Origin of the sequence: uncultured Aquimarina sp. (assembly GCF_947496855.1) — a bacterium.
Lineage (GTDB): Bacteria > Bacteroidota > Bacteroidia > Flavobacteriales > Flavobacteriaceae > Aquimarina.
The window spans coordinates 428,222-447,891 of the sequence record NZ_CANMED010000007.1; the positions used below are offsets into that span (position 1 = coordinate 428,222).

20 protein-coding genes and 1 tRNA gene are annotated in these 19,670 nt (G+C 31.9%); 18 read left to right on the forward strand and 3 right to left on the reverse strand.

Going from position 1 to position 19,670, the window contains the following annotated elements; translation table 11 throughout:
• The first annotated feature begins 252 nt into the window (after positions 1-252).
• Positions 253-1,629: a hypothetical protein gene (locus tag Q0921_RS21325; protein WP_299260525.1), complete on the forward strand. Its 1,377-nt coding sequence runs from the start codon at positions 253-255 to the stop codon at positions 1,627-1,629.
• 271 nt (positions 1,630-1,900) lie between these two features.
• On the opposite strand, the gene Q0921_RS21330 is transcribed toward Q0921_RS21325, so the two are convergent.
• Entirely contained in the window at positions 1,901-3,448 is a 1,548-nt protein-coding gene (locus Q0921_RS21330; RefSeq protein ID WP_299260526.1) for a thiol-activated cytolysin family protein, read from the reverse strand.
• 311 nt (positions 3,449-3,759) lie between these two features.
• Between Q0921_RS21330 and Q0921_RS21335 the strand changes: the two genes are divergently transcribed.
• Together Q0921_RS21335 and Q0921_RS21340 are read left to right on the forward strand one after the other, a co-directional pair.
• Positions 3,760-5,637: a tetratricopeptide repeat protein gene (locus Q0921_RS21335; protein ID WP_299260528.1), complete on the forward strand. Its 1,878-nt coding sequence runs from the start codon at positions 3,760-3,762 to the stop codon at positions 5,635-5,637.
• 49 nt (positions 5,638-5,686) lie between these two features.
• Positions 5,687-6,904, forward strand: a complete 1,218-nt coding sequence (locus tag Q0921_RS21340) for a multiheme c-type cytochrome (protein ID WP_299260529.1) — start codon at positions 5,687-5,689, stop codon at positions 6,902-6,904.
• Between the two features lie 20 nt (positions 6,905-6,924).
• Here the strand turns inward: Q0921_RS21340 and Q0921_RS21345 are convergent, their stop codons facing one another.
• The gene (locus tag Q0921_RS21345; protein ID WP_299260531.1) at positions 6,925-7,284 is read right to left on the reverse strand and encodes a hypothetical protein; all 360 of its coding nucleotides are present in this window, start codon (positions 7,282-7,284) and stop codon (positions 6,925-6,927) included.
• Between the two features lie 263 nt (positions 7,285-7,547).
• On the opposite strand from Q0921_RS21345, the gene trxA reads away from it, so the two are divergent.
• The 3 genes from trxA to Q0921_RS21360 all read left to right on the forward strand — a co-directional run bounded on the left by trxA (position 7,548) and on the right by Q0921_RS21360 (position 9,082).
• Positions 7,548-7,865, forward strand: coding sequence for a thioredoxin (trxA, locus tag Q0921_RS21350; protein ID WP_024772480.1), 318 nt, complete (start codon positions 7,548-7,550; stop codon positions 7,863-7,865).
• Between the two features lie 127 nt (positions 7,866-7,992).
• On the forward strand, positions 7,993-8,922 hold the full coding sequence (locus Q0921_RS21355; RefSeq protein WP_299260601.1) for a DUF58 domain-containing protein: 930 nt from the start codon (positions 7,993-7,995) through the stop codon (positions 8,920-8,922).
• A gap of 86 nt (positions 8,923-9,008) precedes the next feature.
• Positions 9,009-9,082 (forward strand) — tRNA-Asp (locus tag Q0921_RS21360).
• 562 nt (positions 9,083-9,644) lie between these two features.
• Here Q0921_RS21360 and Q0921_RS21365 read toward each other — a convergent pair.
• A complete protein-coding gene (locus Q0921_RS21365; RefSeq protein ID WP_299260533.1) occupies positions 9,645-10,145 on the reverse strand; it encodes a DUF456 domain-containing protein in 501 nt (166 codons plus the stop codon).
• 159 nt (positions 10,146-10,304) lie between these two features.
• Here Q0921_RS21365 and Q0921_RS21370 point away from each other — a divergent pair, with 159 nt between their 5' ends.
• The 12 genes from Q0921_RS21370 to Q0921_RS21425 all read left to right on the forward strand — a co-directional run bounded on the left by Q0921_RS21370 (position 10,305) and on the right by Q0921_RS21425 (position 19,669).
• The gene (locus tag Q0921_RS21370) at positions 10,305-10,724 is read left to right on the forward strand and encodes a hypothetical protein (protein ID WP_299260535.1); all 420 of its coding nucleotides are present in this window, start codon (positions 10,305-10,307) and stop codon (positions 10,722-10,724) included.
• Between the two features lie 252 nt (positions 10,725-10,976).
• Positions 10,977-12,857, forward strand: a complete 1,881-nt coding sequence (locus tag Q0921_RS21375; RefSeq protein ID WP_299260537.1) for a M56 family metallopeptidase — start codon at positions 10,977-10,979, stop codon at positions 12,855-12,857.
• Between the two features lie 27 nt (positions 12,858-12,884).
• The gene (locus Q0921_RS21380) at positions 12,885-13,130 is read left to right on the forward strand and encodes a hypothetical protein (RefSeq protein WP_299260539.1); all 246 of its coding nucleotides are present in this window, start codon (positions 12,885-12,887) and stop codon (positions 13,128-13,130) included.
• Between the two features lie 30 nt (positions 13,131-13,160).
• Complete coding sequence (locus tag Q0921_RS21385) at positions 13,161-13,532, forward strand: BlaI/MecI/CopY family transcriptional regulator (RefSeq protein ID WP_299260540.1); 372 nt, start codon at positions 13,161-13,163, stop codon at positions 13,530-13,532.
• Positions 13,519-14,712 (forward strand): lipopolysaccharide assembly protein LapB, encoded by a 1,194-nt coding sequence (locus Q0921_RS21390; RefSeq protein ID WP_299260541.1) that lies wholly within the window; start codon positions 13,519-13,521, stop codon positions 14,710-14,712. The genes Q0921_RS21385 and Q0921_RS21390 overlap by 14 nt, the downstream gene beginning before the upstream one ends.
• A gap of 121 nt (positions 14,713-14,833) precedes the next feature.
• The gene (locus Q0921_RS21395; RefSeq protein ID WP_299260542.1) at positions 14,834-15,313 is read left to right on the forward strand and encodes a hypothetical protein; all 480 of its coding nucleotides are present in this window, start codon (positions 14,834-14,836) and stop codon (positions 15,311-15,313) included.
• Between the two features lie 50 nt (positions 15,314-15,363).
• On the forward strand, positions 15,364-15,921 hold the full coding sequence (gene ruvC / locus Q0921_RS21400; protein WP_299260543.1) for a crossover junction endodeoxyribonuclease RuvC: 558 nt from the start codon (positions 15,364-15,366) through the stop codon (positions 15,919-15,921).
• A 65-nt stretch (positions 15,922-15,986) separates the two neighbouring features.
• Positions 15,987-17,123 (forward strand): radical SAM family heme chaperone HemW, encoded by a 1,137-nt coding sequence (gene hemW / locus Q0921_RS21405; RefSeq protein WP_299260603.1) that lies wholly within the window; start codon positions 15,987-15,989, stop codon positions 17,121-17,123.
• 28 nt (positions 17,124-17,151) lie between these two features.
• On the forward strand, positions 17,152-17,940 hold the full coding sequence (locus Q0921_RS21410) for a class I SAM-dependent methyltransferase (protein WP_299260544.1): 789 nt from the start codon (positions 17,152-17,154) through the stop codon (positions 17,938-17,940).
• Between the two features lie 7 nt (positions 17,941-17,947).
• Positions 17,948-18,697 (forward strand): cyclase family protein, encoded by a 750-nt coding sequence (locus tag Q0921_RS21415; protein WP_299260545.1) that lies wholly within the window; start codon positions 17,948-17,950, stop codon positions 18,695-18,697.
• Positions 18,697-19,053, forward strand: a complete 357-nt coding sequence (locus Q0921_RS21420; RefSeq protein WP_299260546.1) for a DUF4260 domain-containing protein — start codon at positions 18,697-18,699, stop codon at positions 19,051-19,053. The genes Q0921_RS21415 and Q0921_RS21420 overlap by 1 nt, the downstream gene beginning before the upstream one ends.
• Position 19,054: 1 nt before the next feature.
• Positions 19,055-19,669: a DUF4230 domain-containing protein gene (locus Q0921_RS21425; protein WP_299260547.1), complete on the forward strand. Its 615-nt coding sequence runs from the start codon at positions 19,055-19,057 to the stop codon at positions 19,667-19,669.
• The last annotated feature ends 1 nt before the right edge of the window (position 19,670 follow it).

Consider the following 19,670-nt stretch of genomic DNA (forward strand, 5'->3'; position numbering starts at 1 on the left):
TTTGTTAAAAACATAATTATTGAAAATCATTTTCTTTTCCCTAAAATAACGCAAATACTTAAATATCAATTAATTAAAAAACGAATCGAATTAATTTAAAAAAATATCCTTTTATTTCAAGATTCCTCTTTGTAAGTACAAAATATTGATATCGTCTCAACTTGTGTATCAAATCTTAAAACCTTTGATGCTTCGAAAATGATTGGCCAATTGTTTTTATTTTTTTAGAATATAAACCTTAAAACTCACAAAATGAAAAATTTCAAATTATCGCTCTTAGGCGTATTCGCAGCTTTCTTTTTTATGGCCTGTAGTAATGATGATACTATAATCCAAGAAGATCAACTAATAATAAATGAAACAGCAGATGATGAATTAGAATTAGAAGCTAAATCAAGAGGCTTAATCCAATCATTAAAAGCTTTAAAAGAAGCTAAAGTATTATTAAATAGTATAAAACAAGACGGAGGGGTTCCTTTTAATGTATTTAATCCAGCACTTCGTTTTACATCTTCTCAAAATGTTTTTTTACCTAGTGTGTTAGGTATTGATTTCAGGATAGACAGGTCTGTCGTACCAGCGGGGCCTACAGCTAGATTTCCTATGTTTCAGGGCTGGGAGACCTTACCTGATGGGAGTTTAAGAAAAGGATATTATGTTATAACAGAAGCATCCGATAAATTTATGGCTAAAAAATTAGGGGTTATTTTTGCTCCTAGAATGGCGGCATCAGTAGGATCAGGAGGAGAACAAAAAGGGCGTTTCAATCGCAGAGGAAGACTTGTTTTTGAAGGGTCTGTAGATTTTTCACCAAAAAGATCTCTAGTAGCAGGTGGAGCTGATGGTTTATTATTTGGTTTCCCTCCAGCAGAAGCTAATCCTGGTGCTATAGCAGATTCTAAATGGTCGTCTTATGTTGTACTTCCTAGTGGAGTTGTAATTAATGCTCAACCGGTAGCAAATAGTACTGGTATTCACGATAGAATTCCTAACCCAAACGGAAACAGTATTAATGATCAAGATGATTTAAACAATCCTAACTTGGCTATTAATCAAGCATCCGTTGTAATGCAACTTTTGGATGGATGGCAAGATGGAAAACCATACTACTTTCATATAGTTACTGATACTTCTGACCCAGGACCAGCGACTATAGAATTAGGAGTTTTTGCTCCAAGATTAGCTAACTTGCCAACATTTGGATTATTCCCTGGAGGATCTATGTTGCCTTTTAGCCCAACAGCAAATGGTAGAACTACAGACACGGACGGTTTTGGTGTACAAGGTTTAAACACTGCTTCTTTAAGTGATCGACAAGTACAAGATCCAACTAACACATTTCCAATTGATCCTAGAGACACAAGATACGCACCAATGTGGGATGCACATATTACTGAATTTACAGTTCCTGAAAATGAGCGCCCAATCTTAAGAAGTTTTGACCAAGTAAATGAACTTTTAGCAGATGGCACTTTAATTCCTTTTAGAGGAAATGGAAATCCAAGCCCTCTTGCAAATTCATTATCTGATTTATTAACTGCAACTGGAGCAATCATTAACTGCCCTGTAATTACACAACCAAACGCAAGTGTAATTGGAACTCAGATTGGATTACCTCGTAACAATTAATAGCAACTTTTTTAAAACCTGTAAAAGCTCAGTAATCTATAGGTACTGAGCTTTTCTTTTTACATAGAAAATTATCAATCATAGAATTTAAGCCAAATAAGCCCTCCTATTCCGAAAGCTATTCGTTATTACTTTCATTTTCAGAAATATTTTAGAAAGATTCTATAATTCTTCAATTTTTTTAATTAAAATTAAATATATAAAAAGCCGGCATCAAGTTGTTGAATCACAACTTTAGACACCGACTTTACAAAAGGATAATACTTTCTTTTTATTGACATGTTCTTACTTTTACTTCCAAGTAATCTCGATAAGATTCAAAACAATCTTCATAATTATGGACATAACCCCCAATATTATCGGTCCATTTGTTTTCATAACCGGTACCTGCTTTCGCTCGGTCGATATAATAAAAAATATCGTAAGCGCCAGCTGGTGGAGTAATTGTAGTATTCTCCCCATCTACTTTGTTTTCTTTCCAAACAATATCATCATAAGACACGTTAGCACCTTCTTTTAGCTTATACTCTATTCCTATTCTAAAATTATCAACTACTGTGTTCTTAAATATTATTCGATTATGTTCACGCTTTGCGGTAGTACAATTTAAGGCTACATAATCCGTAGTATATCCCATTTTTGCCAAACTATTATCTTTTAAAAATCGTATTGTATACGCTATAGGAACTCCTGGATTGTTTCTACTATATACTGCATTTTCTCCTTTAATAATAGATTGTAAATCTCCAAAATTCTGGGCAGAAACTGCTTCAGAAGCTACTGCAGCATTCCCTCCTATAGTTACCGTGGTAATATTAGATTCATTCAATATTTCTTGATACTTAGCTTCTACATCTCCAGATGCGTTTGTAACTCCGCTCGCATAATTAAATGCTCCTGTTAACTCTGATTCTGTAGCCTCGGCAGTGGTTTCCATTCTAAACATAATAATCCTACCATAATTTACTGAATGCACATATGCTGGTGGCGTACTAGAATTAAATGCAGCTTCTATTCTTGATAAGGGCACATCAGCTCCAAAAACAACTGCCGGATTATCGGGTGTATCCATCGTTATTGTATAAAAAACCTGTTTAAACACCATGATAGCTACTCTTCTAGTAGATGTAGTTTCATAATTAAATTGCGCAGACACATCCCCGGTTGCCCACTCCGTATTCATTCCTACTTCTAAACTCATTTGTTTAGAACTATAAGATGTGCTTGCAGAATATGAAGAATTAGACGCATTTACATATCCGTCTGGATATGCATCTGCATTCCACGATTCTAAGGCTTCATCAATTTTGGATTGTACATTAGAGTTTCTAGGATCCTCAACTCTAATATTTCCAGCTTCACCAATACCGGGCAAGTCTAACCGGATTGTCATAGGTGCTCTACCCAAGGTAAATGCTTCAGGAAGGCCATCTCTCATAGATTCATTCCCAATCACCAATGCTCCAGGCCAAACAATTCCATTGGTAGGGCGAAGAATGGCAACATCTTCGAAATTAGCTTTCAAATTGTAATTTACTCTAACGCAGGTTGTATTAACACCTTCACCATACGATGTATCTGTAGAACTATCTCCGGCAGTTTTTAATAATGCTTCTCCTCCTGTATCTTCTACACCCAATAACTGATTAGCATCATACTCAAGATTATTAATAAAATCATTAATAGTATTCGCTTCGGGATTAGTAGGTTCTCCTGGAATAGGATCTTCATCCTTACTACAAGAACCACATGCTATTAATGTACTTATTATACAAATTAAAATAAATGCTTGGGGCATTTTTAAAATTGATGTTTTCATGATTTATGTTTTTTCGATTCAACGAGTCAAAACTATCTGAAAAGTCTCCCCGTACCTAATTTTTGGTATGGACAAAGTATGGACAGCTATTAAAAATCAATGAGTTACATGAATTCATTGTCTTTTGTTTTATTGTAAGTCCATGTTGTACATTTCTTAGTGTTTTCAATGATTTACAGGATTCTAAGCAGGAGAAAAATTCATTACAAAAAGAGGTTTTCTTATAAAAAAGCTTATTTGTAAAATGAACAAACTCTTATAATTATAGTATTTATTACCTAACTTAGATGGAAACTAAATGATCATCTTTTATGAAGTTTTCTGCTTTTATTCTACTCATATTTCTTTTTAGTATTCAAAACATATACAGCCAAAATCAAAAGGTGATCGATAGTATGGTAAGAGTCTATGACTCTCTTCCTGACAATTATGAAAAAATAATGACATCAGCCAGATTATATTATGCAGAAGTATATACCAACCCTCAAAAAGGAGAAAAGCACGCAAGAAATTCAATTCGGATATCTCAAAAAATTGATTACACATCAGGAGTGACTGTAGGCCATTTTCATATAGGCGTATATTTTTATCTGGTTCGCGAATTAGATTCTGCAAAGTTTTATTATAACAAAACATTAGATCTTGCCCAAGCATCACAAGACCGAGTTATGATCTCGAAGGCGTATTCTGAATTAGCACAGATTGCACAGGATGAAGGAAGTTTTGAAAAGGCACTACAATTAAGGAATTTTGGCAACCAAGAATTTAAAGAAGCTAACGATTATCTAAATTATGGAATTGGAATTGGCAGTAAAGCAATGATTTACAACGATAAAGGTGATTTCAAAAAAGCTGTAGAACAAAGTTTATTGGCCTTAAGAATTTTAGACACCATAGATAGAGAACCTTATCGGAAAGCTGACATCAATTCTCAGATTGGAAATATTGAAGCTCGACGCAATAATCTACACCAGGCTATAAAATATTACAATAATGCTTTAAATATATACATAGAAACAAATGACAACATCTATATAAGCAATACATATGTTAAAATAGGCGAGTCCTACCAAAGTCTTAAAAATTATAAAGAGGCAAAAAAAAATATCAACTTAGGATTGGATATAGCTAAAAAATACAACATCAAAGACAATATAATGAATGCATTATCCGGACTTGGAGAAATTTATGCTGAAGAAAAAAAATATGAAAAAGCAGTGGAATATCTAAACAAAAGCCTAGAAATGAGTACTGAAAATGATTTTTTGAATCATATTTCTATTCTTAATACTATGGGATATGTGCTAACCAAAAAAGGAGAAGAAAAAAAAGCACTGCAATACTTGCAGACATCTATTCGAAAAGCAGATTCTTTGGGAGCTATCTATCAATTAAAAAATGCTTTTCAGCAAAGAGCCGCCACGTTTGAATCTTTAAAAGAGTATCAAAAATCCTTATCAGATACAAAAGAGTTTAATCGAATCGCGGATAGCCTCGATAATGTTACCAAATCAAAACAGATTGAAGAACTGAAAATTATATATGAAACTGAAAAAAAAGAAGCTGCAATTGCTTTACAAAAAGAAGAAATAAAAAACCTAAACCAACAAGTAGAAATAAGCAACCTTCGAAAAACGCTATATGCCGGAGGAATGATCTCTTTTATAGCTGTCTCTGGATTATTATTCTTTGGATTTAAACAACGCATCAAAAAGAACAAAATAGAGCGCGAAAAACAAGAAGAAATATATAAACAAGAAATCGAGTTCAAAAAGAAAGAGTTGACTTCGCAAACGCTGCATTTAGTACAAAAGAATAGTTTTATTCAGGAATTAAAAGAAAACCTCGAACGCATTAAAAATTCTCCAGAACTTTTTAAAGTAGAATTCAGACGTTTAGTATTATTACTAAAAAAGGAAAGTGCAGAAGATAAAGATTGGGAAGTGTTTAAGTCTTACTTTGCCGATGTACATAACAACTTCGATAATAAACTAAAGTCAATCTATTATGAGATTTCAGAAAAAGAAATACGATTAGCCTCTTTCTTACGAATGAACCTTACTACTAAAGAAATAGCAACCATGCTGAATGTTTTACCGGATAGCGTATTAAAATCAAAATATCGTTTAAAAAAGAAACTGAATTTAGATAAAGAAACGGATCTATATCAATTCTTGAACACCTTATAAATTTATCAGACACTAAATAACCCTATCTTGTATGAGATTCTAAAATTTTATGAAAAAGCGTGTTTTATATATAATTAGTATTGTTATTATTCTTATTGGTATCATAAGTTATTTTACTTTACATCGAAAAGAATCAAGCTATACAAACGAATATATAGAGATTACTCCGATTGCTACTCACATTAATGGAATGGACTTTATAGATTCTGCTACTTGCATAGAATGTCATGCTCAAATAGTGAAAGATCATTATAAAACAGCGCATTTTAATTCTTTCCAACCAGCAAATAAACAGACTATTAAGAGTAGTTTCGAAAAAGATAAAAACACCTTAAACCTTGGTGACAAGGTTACTTTTAACTTTACAGAAAAAGACTCTGGTTTCTATCAAGAACCCATATTTAATAATCAAAACACCCCTTTTTACTCCGCTAAAATGGATATTGTAGTAGGTTCTGGTACAAAAGGGCAATCTTATTTAATGTGGAACAACAATAATTTGCTCCAATTACAAGCTTCTTATTTCACTCCTACCAATAGCTGGATCAATAGTCCAGGTGCTCCAGATCAATTAGCACCCGCAAGACCCGTATTAGAGCGTTGTCTAGAATGTCATACTACATACGCACAGAATATTTCTGGAAGCAAAAACGGCAGCAAATTTCATAAAAAAAACTTAGTATATGGTATTGATTGTCAACGTTGTCACGGCCCAGTGAAAAAACACATAGTACATCATAAACAAAACCCAAATGATAAAATTGCTAAACATATTATAAAATATAGTTCTTTATCACGCCAACAAAGACTAGATGCTTGCGCACTTTGCCATTCTGGTTTAAGAACAGAAACTACAGAACGTGCATTTTCTTTTGCAATTGGAGATACGCTAAAAAAATTTTCATCCCCCGATTACGATGAATCTAGTTTAGAAGATCTTGATGTACACGGCAATCAATACGGCTTACTAAAAGCTAGTAAATGTTTTACAAATAGTAATTCTCTTAACTGCACTACTTGTCATAATCCTCACAAAAAAGAAAGAGGAAATATTTCTTCATTTAATCAAAAATGTATGGATTGCCATACAACAATATCAAAACCTATCAATTGCTCTGGTAACAAAGAGGAAATTAAAAAAACGAGAAATAATTGCATCCAATGCCACATGCCCTTAGTAAAAAGCAAAACGATGAAAATACAAATCCCTGATGGGGATGAAGTTTCCGTTGATGTAAGAACACACCTAATAGGAATCTATAAGTAGAAGGATGAATTAAAGAATATTTAATCAAAAAAACTAAGTGCCCAGTCCTCAGCTTCATTAAGCTCTTTAAAAAAAGTAAAGGCTTCGTTCCACAATGGTTGCTCTTGCATGGCTCTCTTTATTTCTTCAGGATTTTCAGAAACAATGGCAAAACCAATCATATTTTTTAATATCCGTCCACTGTAAACATTTAGGTCTATATCATGAGGATATTTTCTATGAGTAATAAATATGAAATTCTTTCCTTTATAAATTGCTTCAAGATGATCCGTAATTTCTCCTGCCGTTTCCATTGTAATGGAAGAAGCTACTTTCATTACTAAAATAGCATGAGTTTCTTTAAAAATAAGATTACAATATGACAGTTCGATCTCTTTCATTCTGTTTATTACAGATGTAAATATAATCTTATTTTTTTTTCCTAAGTTGAATTAATCCTATCCCAATTCTACCATAAACAGTAAATAAAATTATTAATCCATTAAAGAATTATTGTTAGCCGGAATAATTTAATATTATATTTGGTATCAGGAAATTCAATAACCCCATAGCCAAAACAAATATTATCACTGTAAGCTTTGGGAGAATTATTGACTAATTTTGTGAGATTAAAACTGAATAAGAATTTAAACAATAAATAATTATGGCATTAGAAATAACAGATGCTACTTTTGATGAAGTGGTACTTAAAAGCGATAAACCTGTATTAGTTGATTTTTGGGCAGCATGGTGTGGTCCTTGTAGAATGGTAGGTCCAATCATTGAGCAAATCAGTGAAGAATATGACGGGAAAGCAGTTGTAGGTAAAGTTGATGTGGATGCTAACCAAGAATTCGCTGCTAAATATGGTGTAAGAAACATCCCAACTGTTCTAGTTTTTCAAAACGGTGAAGTAGTTGGTCGTCAAGTTGGTGTTTCTCCTAAAAATGTATATGCAGAAGCTCTCGATTCATTGATGTAAGAATTGATATAACAAACAAAAAAGGGTTGACGTATTGTCAACCCTTTTTTTATATAAAATAGATTAGTTATACGTATATTGTTTGCATAAAATTAATTCCATAGCCCCTTAATAATCAAGAAGGATGATAGATATCCAAAATGAAATAAATAAAACTGGAGGTTTTACTAATCTTGAACTTTTAGCTAAGCAAGTAGTGGAAGGGTTTATTTCCGGAATGCATAAAAGTCCTTTCCACGGGTTTTCTGCGGAATTCGCAGAACATAAAGTATACAACAATGGAGAGAGCACAAAACATATTGACTGGAAACTCTATGCTAAGACGGATAAACTATTTACTAAGAGGTATGAAGAAGAAACCAATCTAAGATGTCATATTATTATTGACAATTCCTCTTCTATGCATTATCCTGAAGTGAAAGAACATCATTTGGAATCACTAAATAAAATTAGTTTTTCTGCATTAGCAACTGCCTGTTTAATGAATATCTTAAAAAAGCAAAGAGATGCAATCGGTCTTAGTATCTATAGTGACACTTATGATTATTACACTCAAGAAAAAGGTAGTGAGAGGCACCATCAAATGCTTTTAAGTAAGTTAAGTCAAATTGTAACTGCTACACCTGACACAAAAAATACGGATACCTATAAATTTTTGCATCAGATAGCAGAAAAAATTCATCGCAGATCATTGATATTCTTATTTACAGATATGCTACAAGCCACATCAAGTCCTGAAAAACTATTTGAAGCTTTAAGACATCTGAAATACAACAAACACGAAGTAGTATTGTTCCATACCTTTGATAGTAGAAAGGAGTTAAATTTTGACTTTAATAATCGCCCTACTAGATTTATTGATGTAGAAACCGGTGAACACGTAAACTTATATGCAGACAATATCAAGGAAAACTATCAAAAAGCTGTTTCATCTTATTTTTATGATCTTAAATTAAAATGTTCGCAGTATAAAATAAAATATGTAGAAGCAGATGTTACAAAAGATTTCGACAAAATCTTAACCACCTATTTGGTTGAAAGGCAGAAATTTGTATAAAATAAAGAAAATTAACTCAAAAAAAGTTGAAAAAACATTTGCGAGTATTAAAATGAGGTGTATATTTGCATCCGCAATAAGGCAATGGTCTGGTAGTTCAGTTGGTTAGAATACCTGCCTGTCACGCAGGGGGTCGCGGGTTCGAGTCCCGTCCAGACCGCAAAATTGCAAAAGCTTCAATCTCGGTTGAAGCTTTTTTTTGCAATTAAAAATGTTGTGTTGTCCCACGCCTGTTGCGTGGGTGGTTTAGTAAACCAATGAGAAGCTTTTCCTGAAAATGGAGAGGCTTTTTTTAATTTATAGTGATATTATCTTTTTGTAAAGAACACAAATCAAGTAGTTCTAAAAACCAATACACTAATACACTTGCAGTATCTTCTATTTCTAAAGCCCTTAAAGAAACTTGTAATTTCTAAATTTCAAGATATCTACAAAAATGTAAGATTAATACTACTTCTAAAAATAAATAGATCAATAAAAATGCTAAAATGTTATTTTTAAAGGTTAAAATACACAAAAAGTTTGGTGGTAACGAATTTTATACTATCTTTACGAAGTGAAAATGAGTTAGTGCTTTTATTATCCCCAAAATGAAAGTTTTTATAAAAAGTGAGTTTTAATTTTAGAATAAGCCCCTAAATTAAGATGATTTGTGTGAAGAAAAAGAGCGTGGAGACGCTCTTTTTTGTTTATTCTAATTTATGTTTAATATCAATATAAGATTAAAACAGTTCTCTCCAATATTCCCAAACCTTATTTACATACAGAATAACAAATGCAATAGAAGTTATAAATTTCACAAAAGTACCAGCAAGGAATCCTAAAAAAGATCCAAAGGCCGCTTTTAATGCTTTAGAAGAATTATTACTATCCTTAATCAACTCTCCAACAAAGGCACCTGCAAAAGGGCCAATAACAATGCCGAAAGGACCTAAAAATAGCAAACCAATAATAAGTCCAATAGAACTGCCAACCATTCCATATTTTGTTCCTCCAAAACGTTTTGTACCCCAAGCAGGAACAATATAATCTAATATCCAAACCAACACTGCAATACCTAATGTGATTCCTAGAAAAGCCCAATTCTGAGGAATGACATCAGTAAAATGAAGTATTAATAAACCAATCCAAGATGTTAACGGCCCTGGTAATATGGGCAGAAAACTACCAATAATACCAACAAGGCACAAAATAAAACCAATAATCACTAGTACTATATCCATTGTAACTAATTAGACTAAGAATATTGTTTTTTGTTACGGTTAAATAAATTATTATCAACCTTAATAATTAAACTTTAGGTAACATCTAAAGGGTGTAGACGAATTATTTTTGTCATAACAAGTACAAAGTTTTAACCAACCAATCTACCCTCCAAAATCATGAAACAGTTTCTGAGAGTTATCCCGATATTATTAATTGGATTTAATTTCTATGCACAAAACAAACCTACTACAACTAATTGTAAAGACAAAACCATAGAACGTGTTCGAAAACATTGCGTCTGCAATGATATCGAACGGTACGTTAAAGAAAATTACAATGTTTTATCTATATCTTCCTATGCGCAATCTGGTCTGAATCGTATTTATATGAGATTTAACATTACTAATGAAGGGCAAATTAGTAATATACAAACTAAAGGGTTCTCACCAGAATTAGAAAAAGAAGCTTTTAGAACATTAATGTCATTTACTGATATTCTTCCTACAACCTCGCCTCCGGAAACCAATATAGATTCCGAAGAGTTTTATAATATATTAATTCAGTTTGAGATTAAAAATACCATCACTAACCTATAACCCAAACTCCTTAGGCTATTTTAACGAACATTAAAAAGACTTTACAAAACTAATCTAGAGAAGTGAAATATTTTTTAACTAAATTGTTAGTTAAAAGAAAAAATACATATATTTGCTATTCAACTAAAATATTAGTTGAATGTATTAAGCGATATTGGGGTCGTCAATCTGAGTCTGGTTTATTGTCTTAAAGACTAATAATAAACAGACTTAGAATTGACATTGCACCCTAATAATTTTTAAAAGAAAAATATGTTCCATTACCTACTTCAAGTTTTAGTATTTCAGCTCTTATTTCTTGTGATTTATGATCTTTTACATAAAAAAGACACTTTTTTTAATTGGAACCGATTGTATCTGCTTGCTGTCCCATTTCTATCCTTGATATTACCATTTATAGAAATTGATTTTTTAAATTCAAGTTCAGCAGAAATTTATGTGTTAAATATAGAAAGAACGATTAAGGCTTCTACCAACACTATCATTACCAATATTAATCAAACCGAAGCTAGCACTAAGACATCTTCTCATTCAGTTAATTGGTTGATGATTATATACGCTTTTGGGATATTGATTAGCTTAATAAATCTTATTCTTAAGTTCCATAAACTACATATCCTAAGCAATATTTCCCATGTCTCAAAGGCATTTGACAAAAGAATTGTAATACTTCATAATAGCTCTCACGCATTCTCCTTTTGGAACACTATCTTTTTAGGAGATTCTTTAACAGAAGAAGAGAAGAAAAATATTATATCACATGAGCTAGTTCATGTAAATCATAAACACACCATTGATCAAATAGGTATAGAAATATTAAAGATATCACTATGGTGGAATCCGCTGATTTATATTTATCAGGCGCGAATCACTTTACTTCACGAATATATCGCAGACTCCGTTACGATTAGTAAAGTCAATCAAAAAAATTATATAGAACAGCTACTTAACGCTGCTTTTCAAACAGAAAAAATAACATTCATCAATCAATTTTTCAATCAATCATTAATCAAAAAACGAATACTTATGTTACAGAAATCTCAATCAAAATCCATTGCTAAATTTAAATACCTACTTTTAATTCCAATGGTTACGGGCATTCTCACCTACACTTCTTGTAAAGATACAGAGACCAATAAATCAACCGAGTTTTCTACTACTTATGACAGTGAACAAGCAGATACTAAAGATAATATAGGCACTAGTAATCAGCCTGATTGCCTAAATAAGGATTCTAAATATGATTATACGTTAGATAATTATTTAAAAGTTACCAATGGAAAAAATGCTGATATAATAGCTAAAATAATATCATTAGAAACTGATGAAGTCATTAGAACAGCTATAATATTCAGGTCTCAATCATATTTTATAAGAAATATACCTGGTGGTATTTATCGAGTAGATGCCGCATATGGAAATCAATATACTGAAAAGGAAACCGACAATACTTGTTCTGGTGGTTTTAAAAAAGAGTTTTTCTCCGAAACCGGAGAAGACATTCTTGATTATAATGTAATTATAACAGATCAAGGTAAAAACGTTCCATCTTATTCCTTAGAATTAGATCTACCAACAGAGAATTCTAGGAATAATAATACAGGTAATATTAGCAATACTAAAGACAAAAAAACTGAAGACGAAAAAACTGAAGAAATTGCCCAAAAAGTAACAGAAGAATATCGTCGAAGTAAAGACAAGGCTTCCAAATACTCAGTTAGAGACAATGTGATATACAAAAAAGAAGCAGAACCTTACTGCGCAAACCAGGACGAATTAAGATATGACTACAACATAGATAATTATCTAAAAATAACTAATGGAAAAAATGCAGAGGTAATTATTGATATCGTTTCTACTGAAAGCGCAGAAAGTGTTAGAACCGTGTATCTACCAAAAAATACAAATTATTTCATAAGAAACATTCCAGAAGGTATTTATAACTTAAAAATTGTCTACGGAGAAGGGTATAAAGAAAATTCAACGAACGAAAAATGCCTACTTTCGTTTACTAACAAAAAGGTGGAAGAAAAAGGAGAAGATATTCTAGATTTTAATATAATACGATCATCAAAAGGTATTAATGTTCCTTCTTATTCCATGACTATAGATATGCAAAATGAAAACAAATAATAGATTAATCAGATAGAATCAAAAGATATGCTTCAATACATAGTTCAGACCGTATTATTTCAACTAATATTTATGTTAGCATATGATTTATTTCATAAAAAGGATACTTTTATTTTTTGGAACACCATATATAAATTCCTTAAAAACCCTAAAGACAACTATCTCTATGTATATCTAGAAAGATACGATACCTTAGAAAAAGCAAAAGAAATGCTACGTTCGGATTTTGACGGTCAATTTAAGGAAGACTTTTATATTCTTAAAATTCAATAAACTCAGCGTAAACTAATATAGAAAAAACAAATGAAGCAACTCACCAAAGCAGAAGAAGAAGTAATGCAGCTCTTATGGGAGCTAACTGAAGGAAACGTAGCTGCTATTATCGATCGAATGCCCGAACCAAAGCCTGCATACAATACTATTTCTACGATTATACGAATACTCGAAAACAAAGAATTCGTATCTCATCGTAAAGAAGGAAAAGGGTATGTGTATTTCCCGTTGGTTAAAAAAGAAGAATATAGTAATCAATCATTAAATAAGTTGATGAACAATTACTTCAATGGTTCCTTTAGAAACATGGTCTCCTTTTTTGTAAAGAAAAACGATATGAATATTGAAGATCTGGAAACGATACTTAAAGAAATTAATAAAGAAGATAATGGTACTCCATAATCAGTTAAAGTATATTCTATTCATAGTTACATCTCTCACACAGTCTATAGTTGGAGCGCAAATTTCGGATTTAAAAATTGCAGATAGTCTTTATATACTGGAAAATTACTCAGAAGCGATTCATACATATCAAAAAATAATCCCGAAAGATCAATATGTTCTTTTACAAATCGCTAAAGCCCATAGAGCCAAAGGAACTTATTTGGATGCTTTAAAATATTATGAAGAAGTCATTCGTCAGGATACAACAATAATCTCAGCAGAATTAGAATATGCCAAATTATTAATGACTACGAATAAATTTAAAAAAGCCGATAGTGTATATTCAAACCTTGTTTTAAAACATGACAAGAATCCCAATTTTCAATATCGTCTTGGTTTAGTAAAGAAAAAACTAAAGGATTCTACTGCGATAATATATTTCGAAGAAGCTTTTAGGCTTGATAGCACCCATCAAAAAAGCTGTTTTGAAGTGTCTATGCATTATCTCAAAAAAAGAAAGTACGACAAAGTAGACAATATTGCCAACAAAGGATTATCCTCTTATCGCGAAAACCCTGAATTAATGAATGTATTAGCTCAGAACTATCTTCTAAGAAAATATTATGATAAGGCTATCCCCTATTTCGAAAAACTTATCGACTTAAATTTCGGGAATGAATTTGTACACGCATCCTTAGGCCTGTGTTATCATAATAATTATGAATGGGAAAAAGCAATACCTCAATATCTGAAAGCCCTAAAATATAATAATCAAGTTCCATTAAGACATAAACGCTTAGCTGACGCTTATACATCAATTCAAAAATATGATGAAGCTTTGCTCTTTTATAAACTGGCACTAGAGCTAAAAGATACTCCCATAGTTGAAGACTTATTAAACATAGCCAAAACATATAGACATAAAGAAGAATGGGAAAATGCTATAAAGCATACAAAACTTGCCCTTAAAGAAAAACCTAATTCTTATCAAATAAAATATCAATTAGCTACATATACAGATGCTTATTTTAAAGACCCTAAAGTTAAACTAAGACACTACAATAACTGTCTCAAACAATTAGAAGCGGATAAGGATAGTAACACATATAAAAAATTTCTAAAGGAAACTGTTAACAAAAGAATTACTCAATTAGAAAAAGAAATTGAAGCTGAAAAAAAAATGCCTGAAAGGAAATAATCTTTTAGATATATCAAACTATTAGATTCTAACTACAATTACATCAACCTTCTAAATAAAAAACTTTAATTTTACGCGCTTAGGAATACATCGCGTATTTTTATAGCGAATAAAATTGTCAATGATTAAGAGGGTTTATTATATATGTATTTTGATTTTCACATTATATTCTTGTGATAATTTGATTGTTAAAAAAGAGGATAGTCAACAGGTATTAAAAGAAAAGTGGAACGAAATTGATAAAAACCAAGTTGATGAGCCTCCATTATTTAACGCTTGTAAAAATGCATCTGAAGATGAGCTGGAGCTTTGTTTTCAAAGAACCATAAATGAACAAGTTGCCGATTATCTTACAAATCATACAATTACTGTAAAACAGGCTATTAATGACACTGTCTGGATTCCATTGTTAATTACTAAAGATGGAAAGATTAAACTCGAAGATTTTCTGATTCCGGATATTATTGTATCTCAGATTCCTGATTTCAAGAATATTATTGAGGAGAGCATCGATAATCTTCCACAGGTAGAACCTGCTCATACTCGTAGCACTCCTGTGACTACGCGCTATAAATTACCTATTGTAATTCGTATCAATTAAGAACCTCTTCTTATTCTTAATTCCTTAGTTTTGTAAAAATTCATTGTTACTTGGAAAGTGAAAAAATAATATTAGGTATTGATCCGGGAACCACTATTATGGGGTTTGGATTGATTAAAGTGGTAAAGAAAAAAATGTCTTTTTTACAGCTTAATGAACTACAGCTTAGTAAATATGATGATCATTACGTAAAGCTAAAACTAATTTTCGAACGAACCATCGAACTGATTGACACCTATCATCCAGACGAAATAGCTATAGAAGCACCGTTCTTTGGTAAAAATGTGCAATCAATGTTAAAACTTGGTCGTGCTCAAGGAGTAGCCATGGCGGCTGGGTTAAGTAGAGAGGTACCCATTACTGAATACTCTCCAAAAAAAATAAAAATGGCTATTACTGGTAATGGTAATGCTAGTAAAGAACAGGTAGCAAAAATGTTACAAAGTCTTTTGCAATTAAAAACATTACCCAAAAACCTGGATTCTACAGATGGATTAGCAGCAGCAGTTTGTCATTTTTATAATATGGGTAGGGCCAATATAGTTGGCAAAAGTTATACTGGTTGGGCCGCTTTTGTAAAACAAAATGAAAAAAGAGTAAAAAAGTGATTACGAATCACGTATTTTGATTACTAAAGTAACATAGTTCATCACAACATATAAAATCTAAAATCATCGGCGGCATATACATCCATATCCCATTTTGCAAACAAGCCTGTCACTACTGTGACTTTCATTTCTCCACTTCTACTAAGAACAAAGATCAGATGGTTTTTGCATTATGTAATGAAATCAAATTACGACGATCAGAAATTGATAATGATGAAGTTATTAAAACCATATATTTTGGTGGTGGAACTCCGAGTATTTTATCTGTTTCTGCGTTAAAATTTATTATTGATACAATTTACGAGAACTACCTTGTTTCTGATGATGTAGAAATTACTATAGAGGCTAATCCAGATGATCTAACAGAAGCTTATATAAAATCACTAGTTCCTACTGAAGTAAATCGACTAAGTATTGGTATTCAATCTTTCTTCGAAGAAGATCTAAAACTAATGAATCGTGCTCACAACGCTCAGGAAGCTTTGGATTGTTTATCTATAGCCACTCGCGAATTTGACAATATATCGATAGACCTAATTTATGGAATTCCGGGAATGTCTTCAGAACGATGGCAAGAAAATCTAAAAATAGCGCTAGATACTGGAATTCCCCATATATCTAGTTATGCATTAACAGTAGAGCCCCACACTGCTTTATCGTCTTTTATTGAGAAAGGAATCATTTCTCCTGTTGAGGATGAACTGGCTCAGGAACATTTCGATATTCTTGTGAAAACGATGGAGCAAGCCAAATTTGAATATTACGAGTTTTCTAATTTCGGAAAGCCTGGATATTTTAGCAAAAACAATACAGCCTATTGGCAAGGCAAACACTATTTAGGGATTGGTCCTTCTGCACATTCATATAATGGAAAAGAACGCAGTTGGAACATTAACAATAATATAAAATACATCAAAGCACTTCAGAAAAACGAACTCCCAAGAGAGATAGAAACACTAACAACTACAGATCAATATAATGAGTATGTAATGACTGGACTGAGAACCATCTGGGGAGTTTCTTTACAAAAAATAGAAGATGATTTTGGGCTTACTTATAAAGAATATTTATTGAAACAAGCACAGAAACATCTTGATGAACATCTTTTATTTCTTGATGGAGATATATTAGTAGTTACCAAAAAAGGAAAGTTTTTAAGTGATGGTATCGCAAGTGATCTTTTCTTATTAAATTTAGGGTAATCAATTCTCCTAAATCAAAATCTAGGTAATGCAAGAAAAATATGATCTCATAGGGACCAATTATAATACCACTCGTTCAGCAGATCCTTATCTTTTTAATCGATTGCTTACACTTCTTAATCCTTTACCCAATGGAACTTATTTAGATATTGGATGTGGTACAGGCAATTATACAAAACAATTTGACAAAAAAGGATATCAATTTATAGGTATTGATCCTTCTTCAGAAATGCTAGAAAAAGCTAAAATCCCTAGCAATAATATACAATGGAAAATTGGAAAGGCCGAAACTCTCGGGCTTTCAGAAAATAGTATAGATGGAATAGTAGCAAGTTTAACCCTTCATCATTGGGATAATCTGGATCAAGGTTTTGCATCACTACGTAAAGTTTTAAAACCAGTGGGAAATATTGTAATTTTCACGGCTACTCCAGAACAAATGAAAGGATATTGGCTATGCCATTACTTTCCGAAAATGTTAGAAGCTTCCATGAATCAAATGCCTTCGCTAGAAACGGTTAAAAAAAACCTGCATAAAAATAGATTAGTTATAGAGAAAACAGAAAAGTATTTTATTAAATCTGATCTAGAAGATCTTTTTCTATATTCAGGAAAACACAATCCAAAACTATATTTTAATCATAAAGTAAGGCATGGAATATCATCTTTCTCATCTCTTTCTAACGCTTTAGAGGTAGAAAATGGTCTAATTACTTTAAAAAAAGATATAGATTCGGGCAAAATAAACGATATTATAAAAAACTATGAAAATACAGATGGAGATTATCTGTTTTTTGTAGTCAAAACTACAGATTAACAACTTAATGATTACTAATATAGATTATAAAAGCATTACATATAAGGTGGATCTATCTCATCCTCTTGACATATCAATTCCATTAAGGGCAACCAATGAAAACGTCAATGCTTGGTATATTCCAGCTCCAAAAATCGAACCGGTTACAGATGGAGATTGGATAGGAAAAGTTTCTGAAGGTGCTTCTACAAATTTCAATAACATCTACTTTAATCCTCACGGTCACGGAACACACACGGAATGTGTTGGACATATAACCAAAGAGTTTTACAGTATTAATCAAACATTAAAACAATTCTTTTTTACAGCCGAACTTGTTACCATAAACCCGGAAAAAAGGGGAAACGATTTTGTCATTACTAAAAATCAAATAAAGACAACTTTGCAATCTTACCCACGAGCTTTAATTATCCGAACACTTCCTAATATGGAAGAAAAACGTAGCAAACAATATTCTCATACCAACTGGCCCTATCTGTCTGAAGAGGCTGCAATATATATAAAAGAAAGAGGAATTGATCACCTCTTGATCGATTTACCATCAGTGGATAAAGAAAAAGATGATGGTAAACTACTAGCTCATAAAGCTTTTTGGAACCATCCAGAAGCTCCACGACTTGAAGCTACTATTACTGAAATGATTTTTGTAAAAAACGAAATACTAGATGGTAATTACATCCTAAATCTTCAGATTGCATCCTTCGAGAATGACGCTTCACCAAGCAAACCAATTTTATATAAAATACTGAAATCATAATGAAAACTACATTACGACTAGAAGAACTTGCTATGTTAGGGTTAGGAATTTATCTATTCAGCCTACTATCTTTTTCTTGGTGGTTATTCTTGGCCTTATTTTTGGTACCAGATATAGGAATGTTAGGATATCTTATTAATAACAAAATTGGTGCACTTCTCTACAACATATTTCATCATAAAGGTTTAGCTGTTTTTATGTATTGTGTTGGAATATATTTATCAAACGAGCTCATACAACTGTGCGGAATTATTTTATTTTCGCATGCTGCCTTTGATAGAGTTTTAGGTTATGGATTAAAATATGAAAAAGGGTTTAAATTTACACACCTTGGTGAGATAGGTAAAAAGAATTAATATGGAGTTATTATTTATTGGATTATTGATAGGTTCTGTTTTGGCATATTTTGTTTTCTCCAGATTTAATGCGGCAAAAAAAAGAGCTGGTATACAAACACAATCCACTATCCTAATGGAAAAAATTAGAAGTGTTTGTAAACTTGTCACTGTCGAAGGAGATTTTGCCGAGATCTATCACTATGAAAGTGTTAAAGAAAAATTCTTTAAAACCATTAGAGGAAAGAAAAAAGCCTTAATCCTTATTGATGCAAAAGCACATGTAGGTTTCGATCTTTCTAAAATAAAATTAAATAGTGATACTAAAAATAAAAAAATAGTTTTAACTCAATTTCCAAAGCCAAAACTACTAACGATAGAAACCGATTTTAAATACTATGACAAAAAAGAAGGGTGGCTTAACCCAATGACTTCCAATGATCTTACTGATATCAATCAAGAAGCTAAGCAATTTATTATAGACAAAATTCCTGAAAGTGGACTAATCGAATCGGCCGGAAAAGAATTGCTTACCGTGATTTCTTTGATGGAAACTGTAGCAGAATCTATTGGTTGGACATTAGATTATTCTGCATTAGAATTGAACAATGACCCTGATCAAAAGCTTATAAATTAAA